We start from the raw sequence: 26,585 nt of genomic DNA, 5'->3' as shown, positions 1-26,585 counted from the left end.
TTGTGGCGACAGAGGCGGGCTCGTCACAGTCGCCTGACCCTTCTCGGCTGTCCACAAAGGACGCGTCCGGGATTACTTGACCAGCGGATATGGATGGCCTTCACGGACCGGTGAGCGTTTTTCGGGAGGGCAGGCTTCAAGTCGCTCCGGCGGGGTACCCGTGCTTTGCCACTCAGAACAGGAGGACGCCGTGAGCGAAGTCAGCCGAGTCGTCGATGTACCGCCGGACGCCGTTTTCACCGTGCTCGCCGACGGCTGGTCGTATGCGGGTTGGGTCGTAGGCAGTTCACACATCCGTGATGTCGACGAGGACTGGCCGGCGGTCGGTTCGCGGATCCACCACAGCGTCGGACCGTGGCCAGTGCACATCCAGGACGTCACGATCGTGAAGGCCGTCGAGCCCGGCGTTTCCCTGTCGTTGGAGGCGAGGGGCTGGCCGCTCGGCGCGGCGGCGGTCGAGCTCACGCTCCTTCCCCACGGCGAAGGCAAGACCGAGGTCCGGATGAAGGAAAGCGTCGTGCGTGGTCCCGGCAAGGTGCTGCCCGAGGCGGTTCAGTCGCTCATCGCCAAGCCGCGCAACACCGAGGCGCTCGCCCGCTTGGCGGATCTGGCGACCGGGAAATACCTCAACCGCAAGGGTTCTCAGCGGTAGACCGCCCGGTTCGCCGCGGCGATCGCCGCCGCGTAGCCCTTGCCGAGCATTCCCGCCCTGGCCAGCGCGGCGCGGGCCGCGTTGGCGCCGGGGCCGCCATGGACCGCCCCTCCCGGATGCGCCGACGAGCCGGCGAGGAACAACCGGTCCACCGGGGTGTCCGCCCGGCCGAGGCCGGGGACGGGCCGGAAGAACAACTGCTGGTGGATGGCCGTGGTCCCGCCGCTGATCGCGCCCCCGACCAGCCCGGGATCGTGGGCCGCCAGTTCGAGCGGGCCCTGCGCATACCGGCCCTGGATCAGGTCCATGAACCCCGGCGCGTTCGCCTCGACCGTCTTTTCGATCCGCGCGACCTGCCGGTCCAGCGCCTCCCGGTTCTCCATCATCCCGCGGGGCACATGGGTGTACGCCCACGCCGCCTCGGTACCCGGCGGCGACCGGTGTGGGTCGCTCGTCGTCATCTGCCCGAACAGCAGGAACGGATTCCGCGGGCTTCGGCCGCGGACCAGGTCGCCGCCGAACGCCGACAGACCGTCCAAATCCGCGCCGAGGTGGATCGTGCCCGCTCCGCGAGCGCCTTCGGCCGTCCACGGGACGGGGCCGGACAACGCCCAGTCCACTTTCACCGTGGCGCTGTCCCATTGGAACCGGCCGAGATCGTCGAGTAGCCGCGAGGGGAGCCAGTCCGACGAGACCATTTCGCGGTACAACGTCGGCGCCGGCACGTCCGCGAGCACCGCTTTGCGGGCCCGGATCGGGTTGCCGTCGCCGTCCCGCACGCCCATCGCCCGTCCGCCCGCGACGAGCACTTCCGTCACAGGACAACGACACCGGACCTCACCGCCGCGCTCGGTAAGCCGTCGCACCAGTGCCGCGATCAACTCCCCGGCTCCGCCGGCCGGCACGGGGAAGCCGACGTCCTGCCCGACCATGGCGAGCAGCCAGCCGAAGACCGCGCTGCCCGCGTTGTCCACGGAAATATCGCTGTGCGCGGCGTTCCCGGCCAACAGCAACCGGGCACCCTCGCCGTCGAAATGCTCTTCTCCCAGCCGTCGGGCGGGCATCGTGAGCATCCGCGCCAGCCGCAGCGCTTCCGCGGTCCCCGTCCGCCGCAGCAACCGCACGGCCGGGCGCACCGGCGGGAACGGCGTGAACAGCGCGTTCAGCAGCGGCTCACGAATGTCCTGCCATTGCGCGAACAGGCTCCGCCACGCGGCGCCGTCGCCCGGCGCGAACTCGTCGGCCGACGCCGCCGTCCGCTCGATGTCCCGAGAGAGCACCGCGCACCGGCCGTCGGGCAGCACGTGCGCGAGTACTTCCGGTGCGTGCCGCCAGCTCAACCCGTGATCCTCGAGACGCAGTCCCCGCATCACCGGCGATACCGCGGTGAGCGGGAAGAAGGCACTGCAGAGGTCGTTCCGGAATCCGGGCCCGGTGACTTCGTCGGTCCGCACCGCCCCTCCCGGCTTCTCCGCCTGCTCCAGCACCAGGACCGACCAGCCGGCGTCGGCCAGCAGGTTCGCCGCGACCAGGCCGTTGTGGCCGGCGCCGATGACGACCGCGTCGAAGACTTCCGTGCTCATCCGAGCCTCCCGATCGTCAGGATTGCGATTGGTGGCTGGGCCTGCCACGGGCGAGCGAGCGAAGCCGGGCCAAGAAGCCTTGTTCCCGCGGCGGGGCCAGCGGCGGACTCGCGGCGCCGTCACCCGACCGGAGTCCGGCGACCAGTTCCGCGACCACACTGGCGGCGTCGTATCGAGGTTTCCAGCCCAGTACGTTCTCGGCGAGTGTGGTGTCCACGAGCGGCGCGCTGTCGGCGAGATCCAGCCAACCGGGGTGCAGCGGCAAGGCGCCCGTCCGCCAGGCGGCGTGCGCGGCCACACGAACGAGTGATCGCGGCGCCGGGATGCGGATCCCTCCGAGCAGACCGGCCAGCGCGTCGGCGGCGAGCACGCCCGGGGCGGCGAGATTCACCGCTCCGGTGAAACGCTGCTCAAGCACCAGCCGGATCGCTTCGGCGACGTCGGCGCTGTGCACCGCCTGAGCCCGCAGGTCCGCCCACAGCGGCACCGGCAGCCAGTCGCGGCCCACGACACCGGCGGGTACGGCCGGGCCCAGCAGCCAGCGCTCGAACTCCCCCGCCGCCTTTCGCTGCAGGATCGCGCACGGCCGCAACCTCGCCACACCGGTCCCCGGATGGGTCTCCTCGAACCGGTCGAGCAAGGCCTCCAGCCCGGCCTTGCCCCGGCTGTAGGCACTGGTCGGGACGCCGTCGCACGGCCAGTCCTCGGTGACCTTCTCCCACCGCGGCGCCGGCCCGTAGGCGGCGACGGACGACAGGACGATCAGCTGCGGTACCCCGGCCGCGGCCACCGCGGCGAGCACGTTGCGGGTCCCGTGGTCGTTGGTCCGCCACATCGGCGGATCCCCGCGCTCCGGTGAGATCGCCCAAGCGAGATGGACGACCGCGTCCGCTCCCTCCACCAACTCGGTCAGCTTCGCGCGGCCGACGTCCTCCCCGAGGTCCAGGGCCGACCAGCCCGCCGCGCGATACGGCACGGCCGTGGTGTCGGGCAGCCTCCTCGCCACGCCGATCAGGTCGTCGCCGCCGGATTCGAGGGCGTGGAGCAGCGCCGTCCCGACGTTTCCGGTCGCCCCGGTGATCACAATGCGCACAGTTTGCGCTTACCCGGCCCGGTGATCGCGGAAACGTGTCCTGGTGAACCTGTCAGCTCGACGCGAGGTCGCGTCGCACCGCTCGGGCGGTCCGTCCGCCGGAGGCCAGCGCACCTTGCAGTGAGCTGGTGTCCCGATGATCGCCGCAGACGTAAAGCCTTTCGCCGAAACGGATTTCGCGGCGAATGTGGTGCGGAGCCGTCATGGCCGGTAGCGCGTGTGGGATCTCGTAGCGCCCGACCAGCGGCCATCGGGACGCGTCCGCGCGGTACATCCGGCCCAGTGCCCGCCGCACTTCCGATTCGTCGAGCGGCGTGAGCGACGAGGCGCTGACCAGCGCGGCGCCGTCCGGGGCGTAGGTGGGACACACCTCGCTGAGCACCGCGGTGTTGAGGATCGGCCCGCCCCGGGCGTCGATCATGATGACCGGCTCCCGCAACGGTGACCGCGGCGGCGTGAAGTACCACGTCGTGACGCTGTTCCACCGTGGTTCCGGGACCTCGCCGACGAGCCGCGCGGCGGCGGTCCCGTCCGTGGCGACGACGACCGCTCGCGCGTTCCAGACATCTCCGCCGGAGGTGCGTACCCGGCCGCCTTGGACTTCCTCGACCGAAGAACCGGTCCGCACGGCGGAAACGGGCAGCATCCGTGCGAGTTGCCTCGGCAGCTCTCCCATTCCGAGCGCGGGCAACGAGGGCGCGGACCGGACGAAACTCCGCCACACCAGCCGGAAGAACCGCGAAGAAGTACTCAGGCCGGCTTCCAGGAACACACCGGACAGGAACGGGCGAAGCACGGTGTCGACGGCCCGGTCCGACAGTCCGGTCCGGCGCAGTTCGTCGGCGGTCGTGCCGTCGTCACCGTGGACGATCGACCGAGCCGGACCGGCGGCGACGCGGGCGGTCAGCGCACCGAGCGCGGCAAGATCCTTGGCCGACAGGTAGCGCCGTGCCGCGACGTCGCGCAGCGCCTTGGGCGTATCGAGGGGATTTCCGAGCAGGCTCGTGCGATCGTCGTCGGAAACCCGGACCGCCCGCCAGAACCTGCCCAGCCGCAGCGCGTCGACATCGGCGAGGCGCTGGATGGCGGGATAAGCGGGATTGAGGATCTGGAAGCCGCGATCCAGCCGGAAGCCGTCGACGACGTCGGTGCGCACCCTCCCGCCGACGTCGTCCCCGGCTTCCAGGACCACGCAGGCGACCCCGGCGCGGTGAAGATGCAGCCCCGCGGCGAGCCCGGCGAGCCCCGCACCCACGATCACGACGTCGGTCTCATGCCCGGCCATCGGCGACGTCCCCCGCTCGCAAGGCGTAGCGCCGCTCGGCGTAGGCGAGGTCGTCCCGCCAGAGCCGCGCGGACGCACGGCGCATCAGGGGCCGCAGCACCGGTGCGATCCGAGCGGCCTTGGCGAAACCGGGCCGGTCGGACGTGGCTATCGTCGCCTCGATCACGGCGGTGCGCGGTCGCCCGTCGGGACCGTTCCCGAGGGGGGTGGCGTGGGTTTCGACCACGCTGCCCGCGCCTTCGCCGTCGACGATGGTCATCAGCACCGTGCGCGGCTCGGGGCAGGTGAACTCGGCGATCACCGGCACACCCAGTTTCCCGGCGAGCCGGAAGGTCACTTCGACGACGAATTTGTCCTCGGCGTCGGTGACGTCGTTCCCTTGTGGAGCCGACAGGACCTTCAGCCGGGTGAACGAGTACGGATGGAACCACGCGCCGTGCCAAGGATCGAGCCGGTTGGCGACGACGTCCACCGGTTCGCAGGTCCCGGTCAGGGTCGCGACCGCGTCGACGGTGACGTCGCCTCGAGGACGGACCGGCACGATCGGCCGTTCCGTGGGGCTTTCGCCACCGAAGCGGTCGAGGCGAACCCAGGCGAGCACTCCGTCGTCATAGGACGGCAGCCGTGACCAGCCCGGCCGCCCGGGCCCGACCCGCAGTCCGTGCCACCGGCAGACCAACTCTCCACAATGGACACGGGCTTGATCGAGCGGAGCACCGAGATGCGGGCAGGCACCAGGGCCGATGACCAGGTCACCCTCCGGACCACGCCAGGCCACCAGCTCCCGGCCGCCGGCGCGCAGACCCAGCGGCTGATCCGCGCCGATCTCACGACTGGCCGCGACGACGAACCAGTTGCCTGCCGCGCGGGCGTCCGCGCGTTCGACCGCGGCGTCGATCAACGCGGGGGCGCATTCGCGGTAAGTCGGTTCCTGCCGGGCCCAAGCCGGTTCCCGGAACGGCCGGACCGGCCATTTCGCCGGCCAGCGCTCGACCACCTGCCGCCTGAGATCCACCCGAAATTCCTCCTGCCGCGCGTCACCTGCCGGAACGATCCGTGCCCAGCCATCCTCAAGGACTTGAAGCGATCCCGCAACGGTTCGGCGAGCGGCTCAGGCTTTGCTGCGGGCGGCCGCGAGATCCAGCGCGGTGGTCAGGTCGTTGACCCAGGGTGCGCCACGAACGTTGAGTCCTTCCCAGCCGGGGCCGGCGACGACGACCTCGGATCCCTGCCGCTGCAGACGCTCACACAGCAGGTGATCGACGGTGCCGGCGGACATCGACCACAGCACCACCAGCACCGGCTCCAGTCTGGACGCCAGACCGGCCAAGGTCTCCGCGGGCACCATCTGACCGAGATAGACGGCGGGGACACCGATCTCCGCCAGGGACGCGCGGAGAACTTCGACCGGCAGGCTGTGCCGCTCGTCCGGGCAGCAGGCGATGAGCACGCCGCGTTCGGAAGGCGCGCTGGTGAACCGGGTGACGTAGCGCTGCAGGGCCAGCGAAATCTCGGTGGTGAGCGCCCATTCCGACTCGAAGCACACGTCACCCCGGACCCAGCGGCTCCCGAGGCCGCGCAGGATCGGCAGCAACACGTCGGCCCACGTCGCCGCCGCGCCGATCGCGTCGAGGGTCTCGTCCAGCAACGCCGCGATGGAAGCGAACTCGAGGTCTTCCGCGGCCTGCTCCAGCTCGCCGACCAGCCTGTCGACGGAGACGTCAGGGACCGGCTCTCCGCTACCGGAGAACGCCGCCGCGGCCGCTTCTCGGGCGGAAATCCCCCGGTCGATCAGCCGCTGCATATGCTGCAGCCTGCGAACATCCACGTCCGAGTACCGGCGATGACGCCCGCCTGCCCGCACGGTGGGCCCGACCCCGTAACGCGAGGCCCAGGTCCGGAGCGTGACCGGCGAGACGCCCAGCATCTCCGCGACCTTGCCGGGGGTCCACGAACCGTCGGCTCGGGGGCCGCCAAGGCCGCTCATCGCGTCGATGTCCATCCGTTCCATACTTCCGGCGCCAGTGCCACTCACACGGCGTATCACTGCGGGCAGCTTACGAGGTCACCGGACGTAGGCAGGCGCATACCGTCCCCGGAACGAGCGAACGCCCGGCGGCGCCGCGGGATCCGGGAAGGGACCGGTTCCACACCAGGCGCCGCCGGGCATCCGGAGCCAGGCGCGAGGGGCGCCGGGCTCCTGAGGGTGGCGGGGACCGGGCCACCCTCGTTCGCAAGACGGTTTCGATCCGCGAGCGAACCGGGTTTGGGCCGGGAAATCCCGGGAAAACCCAAGACTTCCTTGCCCTACAGGCGATACCGCTCGAGTTGCGGGCGCGCCGCCGGATCTAGTAGACAAGGTACACCAGGCGTGAAACGGTTACGAAACGAAATCACCGGATCGGCGGAGGGACAGTCGGATGGCGTCGACCATGGCGACGGGAACGGTGCCGTCGAAGGAGGCGCCGACCGAGTGGCTGGACGCCTTGGGCGGGCGTTGTCTCGCCGAAGCACACGGTTTCGTCGAAGCACGGGCCGCCGAGCATTTTTCCGGCCGTGGCGAGGGTGAACTCGCGGAAACCGTCCTCCCCCAGTTCCTCGCCGGAGGAAAATTCCTTCGGCCGATGTTCGCCTATGTCGGCTGGCGGTGCGGACGCCCGGAATCGGATGCCGCTCTGCGGGCCGCGTCGAGCTTGGAATTACTCCATTGCTTCGCGCTGGCGCAGGACGACGTGATGGACGGCTCGGCGCTGCGGCGGGGGCGTCCCGCGCTGCACGTGCGGTTCGCGCGCTGGCATGCCGAACAGGGGTGGAGTGGCTCCGCCGACCGGTTCGGCGAATCCGCGGCGACGCTCGCCGGTGACCTCTTCCTGGTCTGGTCGGAGCAGCTGCTCCGGGAATCCGGTCTGGACGCGGAAACGCTGGCGCGCGGCTGGCCGAGGTACGACGCGATGCGCGCGGAACTGGCGGTCGGGCAACTGGCCGATCTGGTGAACGACGCCCGGACGCTTCCCGGCTGGGACGCGCTGCTCGACGTGCTTCGCCGGAAGTCCGGCAACTACACCGTTCGCAGGCCACTGGAGTTCGGTGCGGCGCTGGCGGGCTGCGGCCCGGACGTCATGGCCGCTCTCGCCGAGTACGGCGGACTGGTCGGCGAGGCGTTCCAGTTCAAGGACGACCTGCTCGGCGTCTTCGGTGATCCCGCGGTCACCGGCAAACCCGCCGGTCAGGACCTCCGCGATCGCAAGGCGTCCAGCGTCGTGGTGCTCGCCATGGAGATGGCCGAGCGGCGGCAGCGCGACGAACTCGGCGAACTGCTGAACCTGACCACCGTGGACGACGACGCCGTGTCCCGTTGGCGCGAATTGATCACCGCGACCGGGGCACGCGAACGCCTCGGCGAGCTCATCCGGGAACGCGCCGACAAGGCGCTCGCGGTGATCGACCCGGCCGTTGTCCCGCGACAGGCCGCGGACGCGCTGGCCGTCCTCGCCATCCGGTGTACGGAGCGTGACCAGTGAAGACGGTGCCCGGCCGGACGGACCGGATCGTCGTGGTGGGAGCGGGGTTGTCGGGGCTGGCGGCGGCGCTGCATCTGGCGGGCCGCGGGCGCGAGGTCACCGTCCTCGAACGCGATCCCGGTCCGGGTGGCCGCGCGGGGCGCGTCGAACGCAAGGGCTATCTGCTCGACACCGGCCCGACGGTGCTGACCATGCCGTCGATCCTGCAAGACACCTTCGGCGCCGTGGGCGCCGAACTGGACAAGGAACTGCCGCTCACCCGGCTCGACCCGGCCTATCTGGCCCAGTTCGCCGACGGCAGCACCCTGCCCGTGCACACCGACGCCGCGGCGATGACCGACGCGGTACGCGAGTTCGCCGGGCCCGCCGAAGCCGCGGGTTACCTTCGGCTGCGCGACTGGCTGACCCGGCTCTACCGCACCGAGTTCGGCCGGTTCATCGACTCGAACATCGACTCACCGCTGGGCATGCTCAACCCGGATCTGGCCCGGCTCGTGGCATTGGGCGGATTCCGGCGGCTGGACCCGAAGATCGGGTCTTTCCTGTCCGACGAGCGGCTGAAGCGGGTTTTCACCTTTCAAGCGCTTTACGCGGGCGAGTCACCGATGCGGGCGCTGGCGCTGTACGCGGTCATCTCCTACATGGACACCGTCGGCGGCGTGTACTTCCCGCCCGGCGGGGTCGCGGCACTACCCCAGGCACTCGCCCGGGTCGCCGCCGAGCACGGCGTCACCTTCCACTACGGCGACCCCGTGCACACTCTCGAACGCGAAGGCACCCGGGTCCATGCCGTCCGCACCGCCGGCGGCGAACGCCACCCGTGCGACGCCGTCGTCCTGACGACCGAACTGGACGAGAGTCACCGGCTGCTCGGCCGCACCCCGAAACGACCCGTCCCGCTGCGGCCCGCGCCGTCGGCGCTGATCCTGCACGCCGGTGGCCCCGATACGCGGTCCGACGTCGGGCACCACACCATCTCCTTCGGACAGGGGTGGCGCTCGACCTTCGACGAACTCATCACCACCGGGCATCGCATGAGCGACCCGTCCCTGCTGATCACCCGGCCGACCGCGACCGACCCGGCACTCGCTCCGCCGGGCAAGCAGCTCTACTCGATCCTGGCTCCGGTGCCGAACCTGGATCGCGGCCCGGCCGACTGGGCGGCGGAAGCGGGACCCTACGCCGAAGAAATCCTCGAGGTGGCACGCCATCGGCTGCTGCCGGACTTCGAGCCCGAGTTCACCGAGGTCATCAGCCCCGCCGACTGGGCCGACCGCGGCCTCGTGGCCGGAACCCCCTTCAGCTACGCCCACTCCTTCGTCCAAACCGGACCGTTCCGCCCCCGCAACCTCCCCCGCGGCACCGACAACGTCGTCCTGGCCGGAGGCGCGACAGTGCCAGGAGTGGGCGTGCCGACCGTGCTGATCTCCGGCAGGCTGGCCGCCGACCGGATCACCGGCGCACCGAACCAGCGCTCCCGGATACTCGACCTGGCCACGGAGGCGAGCCGATGACCCGACGCGAACTCGACGCCGCCGAAATCCACGACCCGAACCTACGCGCCGCCTACACCTGGTGCCGCGACGTCAACGCCCGACACGGCCGCACCTACTTCCTCGCGACCCGCATGCTCACCCCCGCGCAACGACCCGCCATCCACGCCCTCTACGGATTCGCACGATGGCTCGACGACATCGTCGACGAGCCCGACCCGGACACCACACCGGACACCCTCACCGCACGACTGTCCAACGTGGAAGACCGCTTCCTCACCGACCTCGCCACAGGCACCAGCGACGACCCCCTGCTCACCGCGGTCATCGACACCGCTACCAGATACGAACTCGAAGTCCGGCTCTTCCGCGACTTCTTCACCTCGATGCGCATGGACCTCAACGTCACCGACTACGCCACCAGATCCGACCTCGACCACTACATGCGCGGATCAGCGGAAGTCATCGGCCTGCAAGTACTCCCCATCCTCGGCGCGATCGCCCCCCACGACGAAGCCGCACCACGAGCCGCCGCACTCGGCAAAGCCTTCCAACTCACCAACTTCCTCCGCGACGTCGCCGAAGACCTCCAACGCGGCCGAATCTACCTCCCCGCCGACGAACTCAAAGAACACGACGTCGACCGCGAACGACTCACCTGGTGCGCCGAACACGGCCGATCCGACGTGCGCGTACAAGCCGCGATCAAAGAACAAATCGCCGCCACCCGGCGCGTCTACACCGAAGCACGACCAGGAATCCCGATGCTCCACCCAGTCTCACGCCCCTGCGTAGCCACCGCCGCGACCCTCTACGCGGAAATCCTCGACCGCATCGAAGACGCCGACCACGACATCTTCACCGGCCGGGCAACCGTGCCCCGCCACCGCCGGCTCCGAGTCGCCTGCGGCGCACTCGCTCGTACCCAATGGGCCCGCACACGGCACCCCGCCCCCACTCCCCCACCGGCGGTGGGCTGAGTGGGCAAAATCGAGTACCTGACCGTACTGGCCGCATGCGTCCTGGTCACCTTGCCCTTGGAAATCGCCGGCGCTCGCGTCTATCGGCAACCGAAACGCCTCGCCCGCGCACTACTCCCGGTCGCCTTCGTTTTTCTCGTCTGGGACGCGCTGGCGATCGCCGGTGAAGTCTGGGGCTACGCACCGGAATTCGTCACCGGCATCCACGCACCGTTCGCCATCCCGCTGGAAGAGATCCTGTTCTTCATCGTCATCCCGATCTGCGGAGTGCTGACCTACGAAGCGGTCCAGCTCACCCTCACCGCGGCCCGGCGGCGCGGGAAATCGGCGGCCCGACGATGATCCCTTGGGGCTACACCGTTCCGGCCGTCGCCGCGGTGATCGTGGTCGTACTCGTCGAGCTCGCCGTGCTGAAGACCGGCCTGTTCCGCAAACCCGCCTACTGGCTCACGATCGCCATCGTCACCGGTTTCCAGATCCCCGTCGACGGCTGGCTGACGAAGCTGTCCGCCCCGATCGTGCTCTACGCGCCCGAGCACATCACCGGCTGGCGGTTTCCTTGGGACATCCCGGTCGAAGACTTCCTCTTCGGCTTCGCGATGGTGACCGCCGTTCTGCTGCTGTGGGAACGAGCACGAGCACGAGAGGAAGCGCGATGAACGCCATGGCGCGAGACGGTTTGCCGCGCGACACAGTGCCATCGGCCTTCGACACCGAAGCCCGGTTCTACGACCGCCTCGTCGGCGCGAATCCCGGTTACCACGAGCATTTGCGCCTTTCCGCCCGTCGGCTCGCCCTTCCCTCGGAGGCACCTGGACCGCGTGTGCTGGACGCCGGCTGCGGAACCGGCGCGTCCACGGCGGCTCTCCTGTCCGTGATGCCGAACGCCCGGATCACCGCCTTCGACGCGTCCGGCGAAATGCTGGAGCGAGCCCGGGACAAGACCTGGCCCGACAGCGTCGAATTCGTGCACACACCGGTCGAGGAACTGGCCGGGATCCACGGTCCGTTCGACGGGATCCTGGCGGCGTACCTGCTGCGCAACCTCACCGACCCGACAGCGCAGCTGCGCCGGCTTCGCGAGCTGCTCCGGCCGGGTGGCCGGATCGCCGTGCACGAGTACTCCGTCCGCGATTCCCGGCGCGCCCGCTGGGTCTGGAACACCGTCTGCGCGGGCGTGATCATCCCGCTCGGGAAACTCACCACCGGCGACGCCACGCTCTACCGTCATCTTCGCCGCAGCGTCCTCGAATTCGACGGCATCACTTCACTCGCCCGGCGGCTCACCGACGCCGGCTTCACCGACGTCCACACCGCGACCGTCGACGGCTGGCAGCGGGACATCGTCCACACCGTCGTCGGCACCGCACCCCCGGAGACAGCGTGACCCGCCTCCGGGACCCCCGCCGTGTCACCGGGCCGGCGCCATCGGGCCTGGCCGACGCCGGTCTGCTCGGACGGCACCCCACCGCCGCGATCGTGGGCGTCGACATCGCCGGGTTCGCCGCGGCGACCGGGCCGGCCGAACGCGGCGTCACCGCCTTCGAACGCAAGGGCCATCTCGGTGGCCGGGTCAGCGGCTGGCGGGAACGCGCCCTGCTCGCGCGCCGATCAGCGGCTGATCGGCGTGGTGTACTCCGTCGCCAGTGTGTTCGGAGATGGTTCCAGCAATTCTTGTCCGCGGGCAGCCGCCAGCGACATCACGGAGTCCAGCTGGAACACTAGGCCAGTTCGTTGACCGTTTTGCCGTCCCCGTCCAAGATCTTGATGGTCGGCCGGTCGTTCTCGTCGACCTGGAGCACGATTCGCGGACGCCCTTGGGAATCGCACAACGCCAGCTGTGCGCCGAAGGCGGTGTGGCAGCCGAGGAGCGCGCGCGGCGTGGCACGGACGCTGGGCCCGGCGTCGGGATCCGGAATGCCGTTGATGGTCAGGCCCGCGCCACCCACGCCGTCCTTCGCAGCCAGGCTGAGGTTGATCCCGTCCACCGCGTGCGGATAGTCGAAGGCAATGCGGCCGCCGGTGGGATGGACGAGCAAGCCGCCCTTTTCGTCACCGGTTTCGTCGTTGAAGATCAGATAGGAGCCGTTCTCCGGCCCCGAGCGCCGCTCGGGCGGGTAGGTCTGGCCGTCGACGATCAGCGGCGGCTTACGGCTGTCGAGCAGGAAGCGCTGCCGCCCTCGCTTGTCCACCACGGTGAACGACGGGCTCACCCGGTGCTTGTCGTCCACCGCGGAGTCCACAGTGGACTCCGTCGCGCCCGCGGTCCCACCGGCCAGCAACGCGCCACCAGCCGTCGCCGCCATCCCGAAGGCCGCCCGTCGCCCGAGATCCCCTGCCATCGCCCAGTCTCCTCAAGTCGGTTTCCCGGACGCTAGCAAAGATCATCACGCAATGTGACAGATGTTCCGCATCTGTCACTCGCTTGGAGTAACCCATTTCGGGCTTGCGGACACAGGTCCAGTAGTCGACTACTGGCACCCAAATCACCCGTCAGTGGTAAATGCGCTTGTTCATTGTTGCTTAAAATTACGAACACCTGTTCGATTTTTTGCGGTATTATCGAAGGGTGTCCGAGACCTTTCTTCCCGAGTTCCCGCAGGAACTGTGGCGTGCCGGTAAGCTGGAGCTTGCCCATGGCGTGCAGCAGTCCTTGCAGGTGATCAGGACGGCCACCGCCGGGTTGGGGCGGTACCTGGCGGAGATCGAGTCTCGGGGCGTTAAAGACTTGTACGGCTACGGCTCGGCAGCCGCCTGGTTCGCTGACGTGGCGGGGCTTTCCCTTCGCGAGGCTAGGCCGGTGATGAATCGGGCGATCGCGCTGAACCCGACCCGCGCCCTGGACGGCTTCTCGATCGAGGTCGGGGCGAGCTACTACAAAGGCACGGTCACCTGGTACAACCGCTCGGTCAGCGTCAACGGAGCATTCAAGGCCTCCGGGTGCCGTCAGGTGTACGCGGAGGCCTTGGCCGGCACCACCTGGCTGGACCGGCAGAGTTCCAGCACCTGGTGCGACGAATCCGGACCGCCACCCCTTTTCCTCGACGCGAACGTCGACGGTGGGACCACCAAGGTCCATGTCTGGATGACCACCGGAAACCCCTACGAAGGCCTCGAATACTTCGTTTGTACTCGCGGCTCCGGCTCGTGTGCCGGTCCTTATGTGGGAATGCCGTGACAAATCCACAGCAGAAAACGCCGATGAGGAGGTTCCACTTGACCATTCGCACCCTGGCCGCGACGGCGGTGCTCGCACTGACCGCCTGCCTGCTGGCCGCCACACCGGCACAGGCGGCGACATCTGCCACCTTCACCCCGCAAACGATCCTGGCGCCCGGGCTCCCACCGGGAGGCGGGGTCGACCAGAACGTCACTCCCGTAGGCACCATCTCGCTGAACATGACCGCCACTCAGACCGCGTACGTGGTTTCGAAGATGCGGGTCAACAACGCCACCATCCGCAGCTTCTTCGACAACGAGGTCGTCTGCCGGGGTCCGGGCGGCTGGAGCAAGAACATGGTGATCGGGCAGAACGTCTACGACGTGAATTCGGGCTCCCCGTTGCAGGACGCGACGCTCTACACCCGCTTCCTCGTCCACCCCGGCGTCGCCGGCACGGTCACCTGCACCGCGAACGTGCGGGGCAACTCGCTCAACGCCAACGACGCCACCTACCGGTTGGTCAGCGGGTACCTCACGTTCGCCGACACTTCGGTCACCAACGCCACCGACGGGCAGCCGGTGCAGTCCAGCGTGAGCGCGGCGGGCGCGCCCCTCAACTCCGGTGCCCCGGTGGTGCGGCTGCCCGCGCTCGACTACTTCGACCTGCCCTCGACGGTGCAGGGCCTCAACGTGGTCGGCGATGTCGAACTGCAGGTCTGCGTGCCGAACACGCCGTGCGACAAGCAGAAGACGGCTCTGGTGAAGTTCACGCTCTTCGTCAACCAGTGGAAGTCGGACGGCACACTCTGCAAGACCGACAGCAGTGTCGAGGTCACGCACGACGTGCCGTATTGGGTGCACCACAAGTACGTGCCGCTCAACAAGCCGGACTTCGCCGTGAGCAAGGCGCCGGGCTGCGTCCCCCGGTTCAATGCCTACGTCAAGGCCGAATGGCTGGGCGGTGAGACCGCCGGCATCCAGGGGACGGCGCTCAGGCTCACCGACTCACGCGGCTCGACGACCACGCATGCCTCCGACATGAGCCACGCGTACGTCCTGCCGTATTGAGCCCTTCACCTGAAATCTGGGCAGTGCGGTGCGCTCAGTGCTCCGCACTGTCCAGTGCCGGCTAGTTGACGGAACTCCGTCGTTCGAGAAAGACCGTGTCGTGCCAGACGCCATCGCGTCGGGCGATGCGTTCGCGGATGCCGACGGTGCGGTAACCGGCGCTGTGGTGCAGGGCGATGCCGGCGCGGTTGTCGGTGAAGATCGAGGTCTGCAAGGTCCAGAGCCCGGCGGCGTCGGCTTCGGTGACCTGCTTGAAGAGCAAGGCCTTCCCGACGCCGCGGCCGCGATGGCTTTCTCCGACGTAGACCGATGTCTCGGCGACCCCTTGGTAGCACCCGCGCGCCGAGACCGGGGTGGCCGCCGTCCAGCCGGCGACCCGCCCGTCGATCTCGGCGACCCAGCGGTGTCCAGGCAGCCAGTTCGCTTCGAGCGCCTTGCGACCGGGAACCTCGGTTTCGAAGGGGGCGAGCCCGGTCTCGATGCCTTCACCATAGATCCGGCGGACCGCGTCCCAGTCGTCGTCACGAACGGCACGGATGGTGATGTCTTCGGGCACGTTGTCCGGGCAGCACGGCCGCGGCGCGAGCAGGCCCATCACCGCGTCGGCCGCGTGCGGAAGGCCACTGCAGCACGCCTGGTTGATCGTCACGACCGTGGCCGTGCCCTCTTTCCGCAGATGCAGGAAGCCGACCTCGGCCAGTTTCCGCACGTGGTGGGAGCAGGTGGACTGGCTGGTCCCGAGGATCTCGGTGAGCGCGCCGACGGTCAGGCCGCGGGGCGAGGTCGCGACGGCGTGCAGGAGTTTGACCCGCGTCGGTTCGGCCAGGCAGGCGAACCACCCGGCATAGGTCGCGGCTTCGCGCTCGGGCAGGAGACCGGCGAGGGGAACGGGTACGACCGTCGTCATGCGACCCAGTATCGACCAGAATCGATGGTTGCGTCAATCGACGCCGGTCGATACATTCGCCACCTCGGTTCAATCGAGCCAGGTCGATGAAAGGTGCGTGGGGATGAACGAGCTGCCTGTCGTGGTGATCGGAGCGGGACCGGTGGGGCTGGCGGCCGCCGCCGAGCTGGTGGAGCGGGGTTTCGAGCCGCTGGTGCTGGAACGTGGCGCGCGGGCCGGAGCCGATGTGGCCGAGTGGAACCACGTGCGGTTGTTCTCGCCTTGGACCGAACTCGTCGCCCCCGCGGCCGGGCGACTGCTGGAGCAAACCGGCTGGACCCGGCCCGACGGCGAGACTTATCCGACAGGTTCGGAGTGGGCCGGACGGTACTTGCGCCCGCTCGCCGCGACTCTTGGCGACCGGGTGCGCTTCGACGCGGAGGTGATCGGGGTGGCACGCCGGGGGCGGGACCGGGTCGTGGACAGCGGCCGGGACGAAGAACCGTTCAACGTCCACGTTCGCGCCGCCGACGGCTCGGAGGAGCGCGTCACCGCCCGGGCCGTGGTCGACGCCTCCGGGACCTGGTCGACACCGAATCCCCTTGGCGGGGAAGGGCTTCCCGCCGTCGGCGAACGGTCCGCGGCGGACCTGATCGGCTACCGGGTCCCGGATCTGGGCGACGAGACCGTGCGAGCACGGTATGCGGGCAAGCATGTGGTGGTCGCGGGCAGCGGGCATTCGGCGTTGACCGCGCTGGTCGCGTTGTCCGGCCTCGCGAAGGACTCGCCGGGCACGCGGATCAGCTGGGTGCTGCGCCGCGGCGCGGTCGGCGACACCTTCGGCGGCGGCGACGCCGACCAGCTCCCGGCACGGGGTGCGCTCGGGATGCGGGCGCGGGTGGCGGTGGAGGCCGGGCTGATCACGGTGGTGACCGGGTTCCGCACCGAGGTCATCGAACGCGACACCGACGGGCGGCTGACCTTGATTTCCTCCAGCGGGCAACGGATCGGGCAGGTCGACCAGGTCGTGACCCTGTCCGGTTTCCGGCCCGACCTGACGTGGCTTTCGGAGATCCGGCTTGAACTGGACCCGACACTGCAGGCACCGGTCGCGCTCGCGCCGCTGATCGATCCGAACGTCCACTCGTGCGGAACCGTGTACCCCCACGGCGCCAAGGAACTCGCGCATCCGGAGAAGGACTTCTACCTTGCCGGGATGAAGAGTTACGGCCGGGCGCCGACCTTCCTGGCGATGACCGGTTACGAGCAGGTCCGCAGCATCGCCGCCCAGCTGGCCGGGGACCATGAGGCGGCCGCACGGGTCGAACTGCGGATGGCCGAGACCGGAGTCTGCGGCGGTGCCGGCCTGTTCGACGAGCCGGACGACGCACCGGCCGCGGGTGGCTGCTGCGCCGCACCGGAGCCGGAGGTCCTGACGTTGTCCGCGCCGTCTGCCGCGGTGCGCTGACGGCTGTGCGCTGACGGCTGTGCCGGTCACGACCGGCGCCACCTGCACTTACCGCGTCCGGGTGGCGCCGCGTCCGCCGTCGTTGTCCAGCAAGGAACTGTGCCTCGCCTGGGAGAACAGGCGCAGCACGTTCCAGCCGTGGTTCCAGGCGCCGCCCGGCTGGGTTTGGGCGTCGAGGATGACGAAGTCCAGGCCCGCGCGGCGAAGGTAGTAGCCCGCGGCGAGGCCGGCCTGGCCTCCGCCGATGACGACCACCCGCGCGGCTCCGGTCATTCCGCGGTCCAGCGTTTCCGCAGCCAGAGGCTGACGTAGACCAGCGCGACCAGCACCGGTACTTCGATCAGCGGGCCGACGACCCCGGCGAGCGCCTGCCCCGACGTCACACCGAAGACACCGATGGCGACGGCGATCGCGAGCTCGAAGTTGTTGCCCGCCGCCGTGAACGCCAGTGTCGTGGTGCGCTCGTACGACAGCCCGGACGCCTTGCCCAGCAGATAGCCGCCGATCCACATGATCGCGAAGTACACCAGCAGCGGCAGCGCGATCCGGGCGACGTCGAGCGGGCGGGCGGTGATGTTCTCACCTTGCAGGGCGAACAGGATCACGATGGTGAACAGCAGGCCGTAGAGCGCGATCGGGCCGATCTTGGGCAGGAACTCGCCCTCGTACCAGTCGCGCCCCTTGCTCCGCTCCCCGATGCGGCGCGAGAGGTATCCGGCGGCGAGCGGGATACCGAGGAAGATGACGACGCTGAGCGCGATCTCCCACGGCGAGAAGTCGAGGCTGGTGGTGTCGAGACCGAGCCATCCCGGCAGGAGATCGAGGTAGAACCAGCCGAGCACGCCGAACATGATCACCTGGAAGACCGAGTTCAGCGCGACCAGCACCGCCGCGGCCTCCCGGTCACCGCAGGCGAGGTCGTTCCAGATGATCACCATCGCGATGCAGCGCGCGAGACCGACGATGATCAGCCCGGTCCGGTACTCCGGCAGATCGGGCAGCATCAGCCAGGCGAGCGCGAACATCAGCGCCGGGCCGAGAACCCAGTTCAGCACCAAGGAAAGCACCATGGTGCGCTTGTCCTTGGTCACGGTGTCGAGCTTGTCGTAGCGGACCTTCGCCAGCACCGGGTACATCATCAGCAACAGACCGAGCGCGATCGGCAAGGAGACCTGCCCGATCTTCACCGCGTCCAGTACACCCTGCAGACCGGGGATCACACTGCCCAGCAGCAGCCCGGCGCCCATCGCGACGATGATCCAGATCGGGAGGAACCGGTCCAGAAAGGACAGTTTGTGCAGGACGTCGGCGTCGGCCTTGTCGGCGGTTCGAGTCACAGGGCTGGTCTCCAGAAGTCGGCGGTGGGGATCAGGCGTCGAGGATTTCGGCGACCAGGCCACGGACCCGTCGGTCGATCTCGTCACGGATCGGACGAACAGCCTCAACGCCTTGACCCGCGGGATCCTCCAGCGGCCAGTCGAGGTACCGCTTGCCGGGGAACACGGGGCAGGTGTCGCCGCAACCCATGGTGATCACGACGTCGGAGGCTTCGACGTCCTCCGTGGACAGCTTGTTCGGCACCTCGGCGGTGGTGTCCAATCCCCACTCCGCGAGCGCCGCGGCGGCGGCCGGGTTCACCCTCTCCCCGGGTTCGGAACCCGCGGACCGGACGGCGATGCGGCCGAGGGAGTAGTGCTGCAACAACGCGGCGGCCATTTGCGACCGGCCGGCGTTGTGCACGCAGACGAACAACACCTCGGGCGTGCGGGTCATACCCATTTCCTTCCGCCGGTTCACTGACTGCATCGAAGTATGCCGATGCAATTCAAGAGCTTGGATCGAGCTTTGTCAATTCAGCGGGTATGGTGAGCCTCGACGGACGTCGGCAGCGAAGGAGGGCCCGTGGCGAGCGAGAACGGCCGTACCCGGAAACCGATCGCGGTGACCCTGCTGATGGCCGAACCCGCCGCGGTCGTCGACTCCGGCGACGCCGAGGCGGCGGCGAAGCTCTTCAAGGCGCTGTCGGACCCGGTGCGAATCCGTCTACTGTCGCTGGTGCGGTACTCCCCCGGCGGCGAGGCGTGCTTCTGTGATCTGGCCGAAGAGTTCGACATGCCTCAGCCGTCGCTCAGCCATCACCTGCGCGTACTGGTCTCCGCCGGCATCCTCGACCGGGAGCGGCGCGGCACCTGGAGCTGGTACACCGTCGTCCCCGAACCGCTCGAAACCCTCGAGAATCTGCTTCGCCCAGGTGGTCCGCTCGCCGATCGGCCGGCCCGCCTCACCGAAGCGGAGCGCGACACGAGGTGCTGACCGGACGGCGCGTCTTCGTGACATCAGGCCGCGTCAGTGGCTGCCCGTGAGTTCGCCGGAGAGCTTCCCGTGCATGCGGGCACTGTGCTTGTTCAGCCCCACGATCTCGACGGTCTTGCCCCGCGACTCGTATTTGGTGGTGATCGCGTCGAGTGCGGCGACGGTGGAGGCGTCCCAGATATGGGCGTCGGTGAGATCGATGACGACCTTGTCCGGGCCGTTCGCGTAGTCGAACTGGTAGACCAGGTCGTTGCTGGAGGCGAAGAACAGCTCGCCGGTAACGGCGTACACGACCTTGGTTCCGTCCGGGTCGGCCACGGCGGTGACGTCGACCAGGTGCGCGACCCGGCGCGCGAAGATCACCATCGCGGTGATCGAGCCGGCCACCACGCCGATGGCGAGGTTGTCGGTGGCCACCACGACGGCCACGGTGACGACCATGACGATGATCTCGCCCCACGGCATCCGCTTGAGCGTGGCCGGGGAGACGCTGTGCCAGTCGAAGGTGCCGAACGCGACCAGCACCATCACCGCCACCAGTGCCGCCATCGGGATCCGTGAGACCAGCGGACCGAAAACGATGCACAGGATCATCAGGAACGTCCCGGCCAGGAACGTCGACAAGCGGGTCCTGGCTCCGGCGGTCTTCACGTTGATCATGGTCTGACCGATCATCGCGCAGCCGCCCATCCCGCCGAAGAAGCCCGTGACGATGTTCGCGACACCCTGTCCGATCGCCTCACGCGTCTTGTTGGAATGCGTGTCGGTGATGTCGTCGACCAGCTTCGCTGTCATCAACGACTCCATCAGCCCCACCAGCGCGAACGCCAGCGCATACGGCGCGAGCAACGCGAGCGTGTCGAAGGTGAACGGCACCTCCGGAACGCCGAGCGACGGCAGCGAGGAGGGCAGGACACCCTTGTCCCCCACCGTCGGGACCGCGATCCCCGCGGCGATCGTCAGCGCGGTCAACGCCACGATGGACACCAGCGGCGCCGGAACCACCTTGGTCAGCTTCGGGAACAGCACCATGAGCACGAGCCCACCGGCGAACAGCGGGTACACCGGCCACGGCACGTCGATCAGCTCCGGCACCTGCGCCATGAAGATCAAGATCGCCAGCGCGTTGACGAACCCGACCATCACGCTGCGCGGGACGAACCGCATCAGCCTGGCCACGCCCAGCGAGCCGAGCACGATCTGGAACAGACCGCCCAGGATCACCGTGGCGATCAGGTGGCTCAGCCCGTGCTCACGCGCCAGGGGTGCGACCACGAGCGCGATCGCACCGGTCGCGGCGGAGATCATCGCCGAACGACCGCCCACGATCGAGATCACCACCGCCATGGTGAACGACGCGAACAATCCCACGCTCGGGTCCACCCCGGCGATGATCGAGAAGGAGATCGCCTCCGGGATCAACGCGAGCGCGACCACCAGACCGGCGAGAATTTCGGTGCGGGCGACCTTGGGTGACAACCACGACGGGCGCGTGCCGCGCAGACGCGTGGACACCTGGGTCACAAGACTCGACACAGACCGACAACCTGACTTTCTCGGGTGCCGCGCGGCGCGGTCACTCTCATGCCGCCATGGCGTGCTTAAAGACTTCATGAGCGCTTGATAACGTCGGCAACTCTCACCTGACGTTAGATGAGAGATCGTCGCGTCACCGAACCTCCCCGGCCGAATGAGGTCGTGATCACGTCGACGGCCGGACAACCCCGGTATCGGCCGAGAAAAGCCGGTGAGGTGAACTGAACCCAGCGGCAGACGCTCAAGATCGCACCCCGGAGGAGTCGAGTGTGACGGCAGGCAACGCAGTCCAGGCCGAACGGTCCGAGGTGATCGCCGAGGCGAGCCGTCGCCGGACGTTCGCCGTCATCAGCCACCCCGACGCCGGCAAGTCGACGCTGACCGAGGCACTGGCGCTCCACGCCCAGGTGATCTCGCAGGCGGGCGCGGTGCACGGCAAGGCCGGACGACGCGGGGTGACCTCCGACTGGATGGAGATGGAGCGCGCACGCGGGATCTCCATCACCTCCGCCGCGCTGCAGTTCGTCTACGGCGACACGGTGATCAACCTGCTGGACACGCCGGGGCACGCGGACTTCTCCGAAGACACCTACCGGGTCCTCTCGGCCGTCGACTCCGCCGTCATGCTGCTCGACGCCGCCAAGGGCCTGGAGCCGCAGACGCTGAAACTGTTCGACGTCTGCCGCTACCGCGGGATCCCGGTGATCACCTTCATCAACAAGTGGGACCGGCCCGGCCGGGAAGCCCTGCAGTTGTGCGACGAACTCACCGACCGGATCGGGCTGCAACCGATGCCGCTGACCTGGCCGGTCGGGACGGCCGGACACCTGCGCGGCGTCCTCGACGTCCCGAGCGGGGATTTCGTCCGCTACCTGCCCACCGCGCACGGGACGACCATCGCACCGGACGAGCGTCTCGGCGCCCGGGAGGCGGAGGCGGACCTCGGCGCCGACTGGACACAGGCTCAGGAGGAATCGGAACTCCTGCGCGCCGCCGACGGCGAGTTCGACGCTTCCCGCTTCTCCGCCGCCACCGCGACCCCGGTCCTGTTCGGCGCGGCCGTCCGCAACTTCGGCGTCCGCCATCTGCTGGACCTGCTGGTCGAACTCGCGCCCCGGCCCGCACCGCGCACGGACGCCGACAGCCGGATTCGCGCCTTGGACGCACCGTTCTCGGCGTTCGTGTTCAAGGTGCAGACCGGAATGGACCCCGCGCACCGGGACCAGGTGGCGTTCGCCCGCGTGTGCTCCGGGTTGTTCGAACGCGGGATGGTCGTCACCAACGCCACCACCGGTAAACCCTTCGCCACCAAATACGTGCAGCAGGTGTTCGGCCAGCAACGCTCCACAGTGGACACCGCCTATCCCGGGGACGTCATCGGGCTGGTCAACGCCACCGCGCTGCGGGTCGGCGACACGCTGCACTCCGGCAAGCCCGCCGTGCGGTTCCCCGGCCTGCCCAGCTTCGCCCCCGCTCACTTCGCCGTCGCCCGGCCCACCGACCTCGGCCGCGCCAAGCAGTTCCGCAAGGGTGTCGAGCAACTCGGGGCGGAGGGCGTGGTCCAGGTGCTGCGCTCGGACCTGCGCGGTGACGCCGCGCCGGTGTTCGCCGCTGTCGGGCCGATGCAGTTCGAGGTCGCCGCCCACCGCATGGACGCCGAGTTCGGCTCACCGATCCGGCTGGAGCAACTGTCGTATCAGGTGGCCCGGCGCCTCGCCGACCCCAGCCAGCGTTCGGTCGTGGACAAGGGCCGCAACAGCGAGGTCCTCACCCGCCTCGACGGCACCGACCTCGCCCTCTTCGCCGACGATCTGGCCCTGCGGCTCATGGTGCGAGGAAATCCCGAACTGGCGCTGGAGTCCTTGGTGGCCGAGGGCGGCTGACCAACGGAGCGTGGTCAACGCCGCGATTTTCCCGCCGCCGCGGGATTCTGCCGGGCAGCGGTCACATGCGCACGCAGGAGCGAGGCGAACTCCTCGGCGATGGCGAGTTTCGCGCACAGCTCCTCGCACGCCTTCTCGGCGATTTCACCGAACTCGGCGAGCCGGGCTTCGGGGTCTTCGAGCTCCGGGCCGCCGGGTCCAGAATGGCCGGCAGATCGCGCATCTCTTCCAACTGGAAACCCAGCGGCTTCATCCGCTTGATCAGCTGTAGCCGCTCGATGTCCGGCTCGGTGTAGAGCCGGAATCCGCCCTGGCTGCGCGCGCTGGGGATGACGAGCCCGACTTCTTCGTAATACCGGATCGTGCGCAGGGACAGCCCGGTGCGCTCGGCCACCTCGCCGATCTGCATCCGCTCGCCAACGCCGGTTCCTTTCCTCGATCAGGCTGCCTACGGCAATGCACCCTTCGGCCCGGCGACTGCGCGACCGTGAAGGCCTCCTTGAGAGACACTGGGTCCCTCAAGGAGGCCTTCACGGAACTTCGGGGCCGAACCGGACGGGGCGGCCCGCGAGCGGAGTGGGGTCAAGGGTGCCGGTGCGGGCGAACCTCGCCCAGACGGCGCGCAGCGCGGTGCCGAAGGCGTCGACCTCGGGCCACGGGACCTCGCCGAGCATCGGGCTGTCCTGCCACGCCCCCTGGGTGCCGAGCAGCAGCGGCAGTTCGACGCAGTGGGTGGCGCCGAACTCGGACCCCTCGGGCCGCCAGTCCAGACGATACGACCAAACGTCGGCTCCGGCCTCGCGCAGCCGGTCGCCGAAAGCGGCCAGCGGTTCGACGTAGATCTCGTCGGTACCGGCGGCGCCCGGGAACGCGGTCATGTCGTCGGCGTTCCAGCCGTACAGCACCTCGAGGTCGCACACGTTGTCCGCGAAGGACTCCTTGTCCGGCGTATCCACCGGAATGAACGCGGGTTCCATCGGGTCGCCGGTGAGCCGCAGGTTGGTCAACGCGGTTTCCCTTTGCGCGGCAAGGATTTCTGCGATTCCGGCAGTGCGCGGGTCGGTGCCGAGCGCGTCGGCGAACACCTGGCCGAGTTTCTCCGCCCGCTCGGGCGAACGGGAGCCGAGGCCGAGCGGCGCGCTCTGCAGGATCGCCCGCCGGAACAGGTCGCGTGCCTCGGGAAGGTCCATCAGCAGCCGGATGGAGATGCCGCCCGCCGATTGTCCGGCGACCGTCACGTTGTCCGGGTCACCGCCGTAGGCCGCGATGTTGGCCCGCACCCAGCGCAGCGCCTCGAGCTGGTCGGCCAGCCCGAGGTTGCCGGGGCTGACCCCGTCCAGGTACAGGTAGCCGAGCGCGCCGAGCCGGTAGTTGACGCCGACCACCACCAGGTCGCCTTCGGCCGCCAGCGCGCCGCCGTCGTACCAGTCCAGCAACCCGCCACCGCTGGAGAATCCGCCACCGTGCAGCCAGACCAGCACCGGCCTGCCTCCGGCGTCCAGGCCCGGGGTGCTGATCGTCAGGTTGAGACAGTCCTCGCCCTGCGGGAGGCGATCGCGCGGTGGTCCCATCACGCGGTCCAGCCGGGACGGCGGTTGCGGGCTGATCTCTCCGCTGGACGGCGCCTGCTCAGAAACGGCGACCGGCGGCGCGAACCGCGCCGCTGTGGCATAGCGAATCGGTCCGGTTCGGACAATCGTGGTCATACGCACCTCGCGGGTAGGATCGGCTGGTGATCTTGCCTCGCCTGCTGGACGGCCGACTGAAATTCCGCCATCTCGTCCTGCTCGACGCGCTGGCCAGGCAGGGCACCGTGGTCGGAGCCGCCGCCGAGTTGCACGTGACGCAGCCGGTGGCGACCCGAAGTCTGCACGAACTCGAGGAGATCCTCGACGTGCGGTTGTTCGAACGCGGCCCGCGCGGCATCACCCCGACCGTATTCGGCGAGGCGTTCACCGGGCATGCCAGGGCGGTGCTCGCCCAGCTCGAGCAGGCCGGGCGGCACGTCGCCGAGCTGGCCGACGCCGAGCGCGGCACGGTGGTGGTCGGCACCCATCTCGCCGGCTCGAACATGCTGCTGCCGCGCGCCATCGCGGCGATCAAGACCGAGCGACCGTACCTCACCATCGTGGTCCGGGAGGGTTCTCCGGAAGCACTGCTGGTGGAGTTGGAGGCGGGCCGGGTCGATCTGATCATCGGCAGGCTGACAGCGCCTTCGGACGAGCGGATCGAACGGCGCAAGCTGTACGACGAGTCGGTGGATCTGGTGGTGCGCACCGCGCATCCGCTGGCCGGCGCGACCGTCGTCGAGCTGGCCGACCTCGCGGAGTACCCGTGGATCCTGCCCGGCGCGGAGACCGCGCTTCGCCGCGAGCTGGAACAGTTGTTCACCCGTAACGGTTTCCCGCTGCCCGCGAACCGGGTGGAGACCACCTCGTTCCTCACCGTGCGGCAGCTGCTGCTGGAGACCGACGTGATCGCCGCCCTGCCCAGCCTGATCACCAAGGACGATCCGAGGATCACCAGGGTCGCGCTGGCGCTGGAACCCATCGGGCACAGCGTCGGACTCACCCTGCCCGCCCAGCGCACGCTCAGCCCGTCGGTGGACGCGCTGATCCGCAGCCTCACCGACGTCGCCACCGGCATGTCGCATTAGGACTGTCCGATCACGACAGGGAAAGAAAGCGTTCGGCGTTCCCGCTGGCGATCAGCCGCCGCTCGGTCTCGCTCAGGAACCCGCTCTTGCGCACCACCTCGCCGACCGGACGTTCACCGAGCGGGTACGGGTAGTCGCTGCCGACCATCACCCGCTCGGCGCCGAGCGTGTCCACGAGCAGCCGCAGCGCTCGCTCGTCGAAGACCACCGAGTCGACGTGGAATCGGTCGAGGTAGTGCGATGGCGGGAACTCCGAGGTGCCGATCACGTCGTTCCGCCGATGCCAGGCGTTCTCCATCCGGCCGAGCCAGAACGCGAACGAACCGCCGCCGTGGGCGAAGCAGATCTTCAGGCTCGCGTCGATCCGGTCGAAGACCCCGCCGAGCACCAGTGCCAGAATCGACAGATGCGTTTCGGCGGGCATCGCGGTCAGCCAGCGCGCCATCCACCGGTCCAGCCGGGGCGAATCGGCCATGTCCCACGGGTGCACGAACACCGGAACCCCGAGCGAAGCGCAGTGCTGCAGGAAGGTTTCCACTCCGGCGCTGTCGAGATCCTGGTCGCCGACGTGGTTGCCGATCTCCACTCCGCGATGCCCCGCGGCCAGGCAGCGTTCCAGTTCACGGCACGCGGCGTCAGGGTCCTGCAACGGAACCTGGCAGAACGGGATCAGCCGGTCCGGCGCCGGTGCGACGATCTCCAGCGCCAGGTCGTTGAAGATGCGGGCGATCCGGCCCGCCTGCTCGCCGGTCCGGCCGTAGTTGAAGAACGCGGGCGTCGGGGAGACCACCTGGGTGCGCACGCCGTCGGCGTCCATGTCCAGCAGCCGGGTCTCCGCGTTCCAGCAGTCCGCGCCGATCCGGCGGAACTCCTTGTCCCCCATCATGATCATCGCCTCGGACTCGGTTTCCGCGCGCAGCCACGGCGCGTCCGGCCCGGCGTCCGCGCGCAGATCCGGCCAGCCGTTCGGCACGTAATGCGTGTGGATGTCGATCAGGCCGGTCAT

At 69.1% G+C, this 26,585-nt stretch carries 26 protein-coding genes and 2 pseudogenes; 14 read left to right on the top strand and 14 right to left on the bottom strand.

The features are described 5' to 3' along the window. The first annotated feature begins 190 nt into the window (after window positions 1-190). On the top strand, window positions 191-652 hold the full coding sequence (locus tag ACZ6DT_RS19760; protein WP_465596920.1) for an SRPBCC family protein: 462 nt from the start codon (window positions 191-193) through the stop codon (window positions 650-652). Here the strand turns inward: ACZ6DT_RS19760 and ACZ6DT_RS19755 are convergent. The 5 genes from ACZ6DT_RS19755 to ACZ6DT_RS19735 all read right to left on the bottom strand — a co-directional run bounded on the left by ACZ6DT_RS19755 (window position 643) and on the right by ACZ6DT_RS19735 (window position 6,615). Beyond that, on the bottom strand, window positions 643-2,235 hold the full coding sequence (locus ACZ6DT_RS19755; protein ID WP_465596917.1) for a phytoene desaturase family protein: 1,593 nt from the start codon (window positions 2,233-2,235) through the stop codon (window positions 643-645). The genes ACZ6DT_RS19760 and ACZ6DT_RS19755 overlap by 10 nt on opposite strands. Window positions 2,236-2,251: 16 nt before the next feature. Beyond that, window positions 2,252-3,328, bottom strand: coding sequence for an NAD-dependent epimerase/dehydratase family protein (locus ACZ6DT_RS19750; RefSeq protein ID WP_465596914.1), 1,077 nt, complete (start codon window positions 3,326-3,328; stop codon window positions 2,252-2,254). A gap of 52 nt (window positions 3,329-3,380) precedes the next feature. Further along, on the bottom strand, window positions 3,381-4,613 hold the full coding sequence (locus ACZ6DT_RS19745) for an NAD(P)/FAD-dependent oxidoreductase (RefSeq protein WP_465596911.1): 1,233 nt from the start codon (window positions 4,611-4,613) through the stop codon (window positions 3,381-3,383). After that, window positions 4,600-5,628, bottom strand: a complete 1,029-nt coding sequence (locus ACZ6DT_RS19740; protein WP_465596908.1) for a DUF5914 domain-containing protein — start codon at window positions 5,626-5,628, stop codon at window positions 4,600-4,602. The genes ACZ6DT_RS19745 and ACZ6DT_RS19740 overlap by 14 nt, the downstream gene beginning before the upstream one ends. A gap of 96 nt (window positions 5,629-5,724) precedes the next feature. After that, on the bottom strand, window positions 5,725-6,615 hold the full coding sequence (locus ACZ6DT_RS19735) for a MerR family transcriptional regulator (protein ID WP_465596905.1): 891 nt from the start codon (window positions 6,613-6,615) through the stop codon (window positions 5,725-5,727). Window positions 6,616-7,033: 418 nt separating this feature from the next. Here ACZ6DT_RS19735 and ACZ6DT_RS19730 point away from each other — a divergent pair, with 418 nt between their 5' ends. The 7 genes from ACZ6DT_RS19730 to ACZ6DT_RS19700 are packed head-to-tail and all read left to right on the top strand — an operon-like array spanning window position 7,034 to window position 12,332. Beyond that, window positions 7,034-8,134, top strand: coding sequence for a polyprenyl synthetase family protein (locus tag ACZ6DT_RS19730; RefSeq protein WP_465596902.1), 1,101 nt, complete (start codon window positions 7,034-7,036; stop codon window positions 8,132-8,134). Continuing rightward, window positions 8,131-9,648: a phytoene desaturase family protein gene (gene crtI, locus ACZ6DT_RS19725; RefSeq protein WP_465596899.1), complete on the top strand. Its 1,518-nt coding sequence runs from the start codon at window positions 8,131-8,133 to the stop codon at window positions 9,646-9,648. Before ACZ6DT_RS19730 ends, crtI begins: the two co-directional genes overlap by 4 nt. Further along, the gene (locus ACZ6DT_RS19720; protein WP_465596896.1) at window positions 9,645-10,607 is read left to right on the top strand and encodes a phytoene/squalene synthase family protein; all 963 of its coding nucleotides are present in this window, start codon (window positions 9,645-9,647) and stop codon (window positions 10,605-10,607) included. The genes crtI and ACZ6DT_RS19720 overlap by 4 nt, the downstream gene beginning before the upstream one ends. Further along, a complete protein-coding gene (locus tag ACZ6DT_RS19715) occupies window positions 10,608-10,949 on the top strand; it encodes a lycopene cyclase domain-containing protein (RefSeq protein WP_465596893.1) in 342 nt (113 codons plus the stop codon). Then, window positions 10,946-11,266 (top strand): lycopene cyclase domain-containing protein, encoded by a 321-nt coding sequence (locus tag ACZ6DT_RS19710; protein ID WP_465596890.1) that lies wholly within the window; start codon window positions 10,946-10,948, stop codon window positions 11,264-11,266. The genes ACZ6DT_RS19715 and ACZ6DT_RS19710 overlap by 4 nt, the downstream gene beginning before the upstream one ends. Beyond that, complete coding sequence (locus ACZ6DT_RS19705; RefSeq protein ID WP_465596887.1) at window positions 11,263-11,994, top strand: class I SAM-dependent methyltransferase; 732 nt, start codon at window positions 11,263-11,265, stop codon at window positions 11,992-11,994. Before ACZ6DT_RS19710 ends, ACZ6DT_RS19705 begins: the two co-directional genes overlap by 4 nt. Further along, window positions 11,991-12,332: a hypothetical protein gene (locus ACZ6DT_RS19700; protein ID WP_465596884.1), complete on the top strand. Its 342-nt coding sequence runs from the start codon at window positions 11,991-11,993 to the stop codon at window positions 12,330-12,332. The genes ACZ6DT_RS19705 and ACZ6DT_RS19700 overlap by 4 nt, the downstream gene beginning before the upstream one ends. Here the strand turns inward: ACZ6DT_RS19700 and ACZ6DT_RS19695 are convergent. Next, on the bottom strand, window positions 12,329-12,949 hold the full coding sequence (locus ACZ6DT_RS19695; RefSeq protein WP_465596882.1) for a hypothetical protein: 621 nt from the start codon (window positions 12,947-12,949) through the stop codon (window positions 12,329-12,331). The two genes, ACZ6DT_RS19700 and ACZ6DT_RS19695, sit on opposite strands and share 4 nt — an antisense overlap. A gap of 227 nt (window positions 12,950-13,176) precedes the next feature. On the opposite strand from ACZ6DT_RS19695, the pseudogene ACZ6DT_RS19690 reads away from it, so the two are divergent. After that, window positions 13,177-13,464: pseudogene (locus tag ACZ6DT_RS19690) on the top strand (HNH endonuclease); the annotation flags it as partial. Between the two features lie 359 nt (window positions 13,465-13,823). Next, window positions 13,824-14,837 (top strand): hypothetical protein, encoded by a 1,014-nt coding sequence (locus ACZ6DT_RS19685; protein WP_465596879.1) that lies wholly within the window; start codon window positions 13,824-13,826, stop codon window positions 14,835-14,837. A gap of 61 nt (window positions 14,838-14,898) precedes the next feature. Here ACZ6DT_RS19685 and ACZ6DT_RS19680 read toward each other — a convergent pair whose 3' ends face one another. Beyond that, on the bottom strand, window positions 14,899-15,744 hold the full coding sequence (locus ACZ6DT_RS19680) for a helix-turn-helix domain-containing GNAT family N-acetyltransferase (protein WP_465596876.1): 846 nt from the start codon (window positions 15,742-15,744) through the stop codon (window positions 14,899-14,901). 103 nt (window positions 15,745-15,847) lie between these two features. Between ACZ6DT_RS19680 and ACZ6DT_RS19675 the strand changes: the two genes are divergently transcribed. Beyond that, entirely contained in the window at window positions 15,848-17,191 is a 1,344-nt protein-coding gene (locus ACZ6DT_RS19675; RefSeq protein ID WP_465596873.1) for an FAD-dependent oxidoreductase, read from the top strand. A 90-nt stretch (window positions 17,192-17,281) separates the two neighbouring features. On the opposite strand, the pseudogene ACZ6DT_RS19670 reads toward ACZ6DT_RS19675, so the two are convergent. From ACZ6DT_RS19670 to ACZ6DT_RS19660, 3 genes and pseudogenes are all read right to left on the bottom strand, one after another. After that, a pseudogene (locus ACZ6DT_RS19670) lies at window positions 17,282-17,464 on the bottom strand (FAD-dependent oxidoreductase); the annotation flags it as partial. Beyond that, window positions 17,461-18,528: an ACR3 family arsenite efflux transporter gene (gene arsB / locus ACZ6DT_RS19665; protein ID WP_465596870.1), complete on the bottom strand. Its 1,068-nt coding sequence runs from the start codon at window positions 18,526-18,528 to the stop codon at window positions 17,461-17,463. The pseudogene ACZ6DT_RS19670 and the gene arsB, both read right to left, overlap by 4 nt. Before the next feature lie 31 nt (window positions 18,529-18,559). Continuing rightward, window positions 18,560-18,964 carry an arsenate-mycothiol transferase ArsC gene (locus ACZ6DT_RS19660; protein WP_465596867.1) on the bottom strand — a complete coding sequence of 135 codons (405 nt, stop codon included), beginning with the start codon at window positions 18,962-18,964 and terminating at the stop codon, window positions 18,560-18,562. A 129-nt stretch (window positions 18,965-19,093) separates the two neighbouring features. Here ACZ6DT_RS19660 and ACZ6DT_RS19655 point away from each other — a divergent pair, with 129 nt between their 5' ends. Next, the gene (locus ACZ6DT_RS19655; protein WP_465596864.1) at window positions 19,094-19,504 is read left to right on the top strand and encodes an ArsR/SmtB family transcription factor; all 411 of its coding nucleotides are present in this window, start codon (window positions 19,094-19,096) and stop codon (window positions 19,502-19,504) included. Window positions 19,505-19,537: 33 nt separating this feature from the next. Here the strand turns inward: ACZ6DT_RS19655 and ACZ6DT_RS19650 are convergent, their stop codons facing one another. Continuing rightward, window positions 19,538-21,118 carry a SulP family inorganic anion transporter gene (locus tag ACZ6DT_RS19650; RefSeq protein WP_465596862.1) on the bottom strand — a complete coding sequence of 527 codons (1,581 nt, stop codon included), beginning with the start codon at window positions 21,116-21,118 and terminating at the stop codon, window positions 19,538-19,540. A 191-nt stretch (window positions 21,119-21,309) separates the two neighbouring features. On the opposite strand from ACZ6DT_RS19650, the gene ACZ6DT_RS19645 reads away from it, so the two are divergent. Further along, a complete protein-coding gene (locus ACZ6DT_RS19645; RefSeq protein WP_465596859.1) occupies window positions 21,310-22,923 on the top strand; it encodes a peptide chain release factor 3 in 1,614 nt (537 codons plus the stop codon). Between the two features lie 61 nt (window positions 22,924-22,984). Here ACZ6DT_RS19645 and ACZ6DT_RS19640 read toward each other — a convergent pair whose 3' ends face one another. After that, window positions 22,985-23,332 carry a MerR family transcriptional regulator gene (locus tag ACZ6DT_RS19640; protein WP_465596856.1) on the bottom strand — a complete coding sequence of 116 codons (348 nt, stop codon included), beginning with the start codon at window positions 23,330-23,332 and terminating at the stop codon, window positions 22,985-22,987. A gap of 121 nt (window positions 23,333-23,453) precedes the next feature. After that, complete coding sequence (locus tag ACZ6DT_RS19635; protein ID WP_465596853.1) at window positions 23,454-24,629, bottom strand: carboxylesterase family protein; 1,176 nt, start codon at window positions 24,627-24,629, stop codon at window positions 23,454-23,456. Between the two features lie 26 nt (window positions 24,630-24,655). Here ACZ6DT_RS19635 and ACZ6DT_RS19630 point away from each other — a divergent pair, with 26 nt between their 5' ends. Further along, on the top strand, window positions 24,656-25,579 hold the full coding sequence (locus ACZ6DT_RS19630; protein WP_465596850.1) for a LysR substrate-binding domain-containing protein: 924 nt from the start codon (window positions 24,656-24,658) through the stop codon (window positions 25,577-25,579). Between the two features lie 10 nt (window positions 25,580-25,589). Here ACZ6DT_RS19630 and ACZ6DT_RS19625 read toward each other — a convergent pair whose 3' ends face one another. Then, window positions 25,590-26,585 carry an amidohydrolase family protein gene (locus ACZ6DT_RS19625; RefSeq protein ID WP_465596847.1) on the bottom strand — a complete coding sequence of 332 codons (996 nt, stop codon included), beginning with the start codon at window positions 26,583-26,585 and terminating at the stop codon, window positions 25,590-25,592.

This window comes from Amycolatopsis sp. NPDC041971, assembly GCF_055588925.1.
The sequence above is the reverse complement of the archived record's forward strand: the minus strand, read 5'-3'. Positions and strand labels throughout refer to the sequence as shown.

Coding starts and splice junctions, on each gene's coding strand:
- ACZ6DT_RS19625 (WP_465596847.1), bottom strand. CDS start 26,585: ATGACCGGCCTGATCGACATCCACACGCATTACGTGCCGAACGGCTGG.
- ACZ6DT_RS19745 (WP_465596911.1), bottom strand. CDS start 4,613: ATGGCCGGGCATGAGACCGACGTCGTGATCGTGGGTGCGGGGCTCGCC.
- ACZ6DT_RS19675 (WP_465596873.1), top strand. CDS start 15,848: ATGAACGAGCTGCCTGTCGTGGTGATCGGAGCGGGACCGGTGGGGCTG.
- ACZ6DT_RS19695 (WP_465596882.1), bottom strand. CDS start 12,949: ATGGCAGGGGATCTCGGGCGACGGGCGGCCTTCGGGATGGCGGCGACG.
- ACZ6DT_RS19640 (WP_465596856.1), bottom strand. CDS start 23,332: ATGCAGATCGGCGAGGTGGCCGAGCGCACCGGGCTGTCCCTGCGCACG.
- ACZ6DT_RS19705 (WP_465596887.1), top strand. CDS start 11,263: ATGAACGCCATGGCGCGAGACGGTTTGCCGCGCGACACAGTGCCATCG.
- ACZ6DT_RS19680 (WP_465596876.1), bottom strand. CDS start 15,744: ATGACGACGGTCGTACCCGTTCCCCTCGCCGGTCTCCTGCCCGAGCGC.
- ACZ6DT_RS19650 (WP_465596862.1), bottom strand. CDS start 21,118: ATGAAGTCTTTAAGCACGCCATGGCGGCATGAGAGTGACCGCGCCGCG.
- ACZ6DT_RS19710 (WP_465596890.1), top strand. CDS start 10,946: ATGATCCCTTGGGGCTACACCGTTCCGGCCGTCGCCGCGGTGATCGTG.
- ACZ6DT_RS19735 (WP_465596905.1), bottom strand. CDS start 6,615: ATGGACATCGACGCGATGAGCGGCCTTGGCGGCCCCCGAGCCGACGGT.
- ACZ6DT_RS19720 (WP_465596896.1), top strand. CDS start 9,645: ATGACCCGACGCGAACTCGACGCCGCCGAAATCCACGACCCGAACCTA.
- ACZ6DT_RS19635 (WP_465596853.1), bottom strand. CDS start 24,629: ATGACCACGATTGTCCGAACCGGACCGATTCGCTATGCCACAGCGGCG.
- ACZ6DT_RS19755 (WP_465596917.1), bottom strand. CDS start 2,235: ATGAGCACGGAAGTCTTCGACGCGGTCGTCATCGGCGCCGGCCACAAC.
- ACZ6DT_RS19660 (WP_465596867.1), bottom strand. CDS start 18,964: ATGACCCGCACGCCCGAGGTGTTGTTCGTCTGCGTGCACAACGCCGGC.
- ACZ6DT_RS19730 (WP_465596902.1), top strand. CDS start 7,034: ATGGCGTCGACCATGGCGACGGGAACGGTGCCGTCGAAGGAGGCGCCG.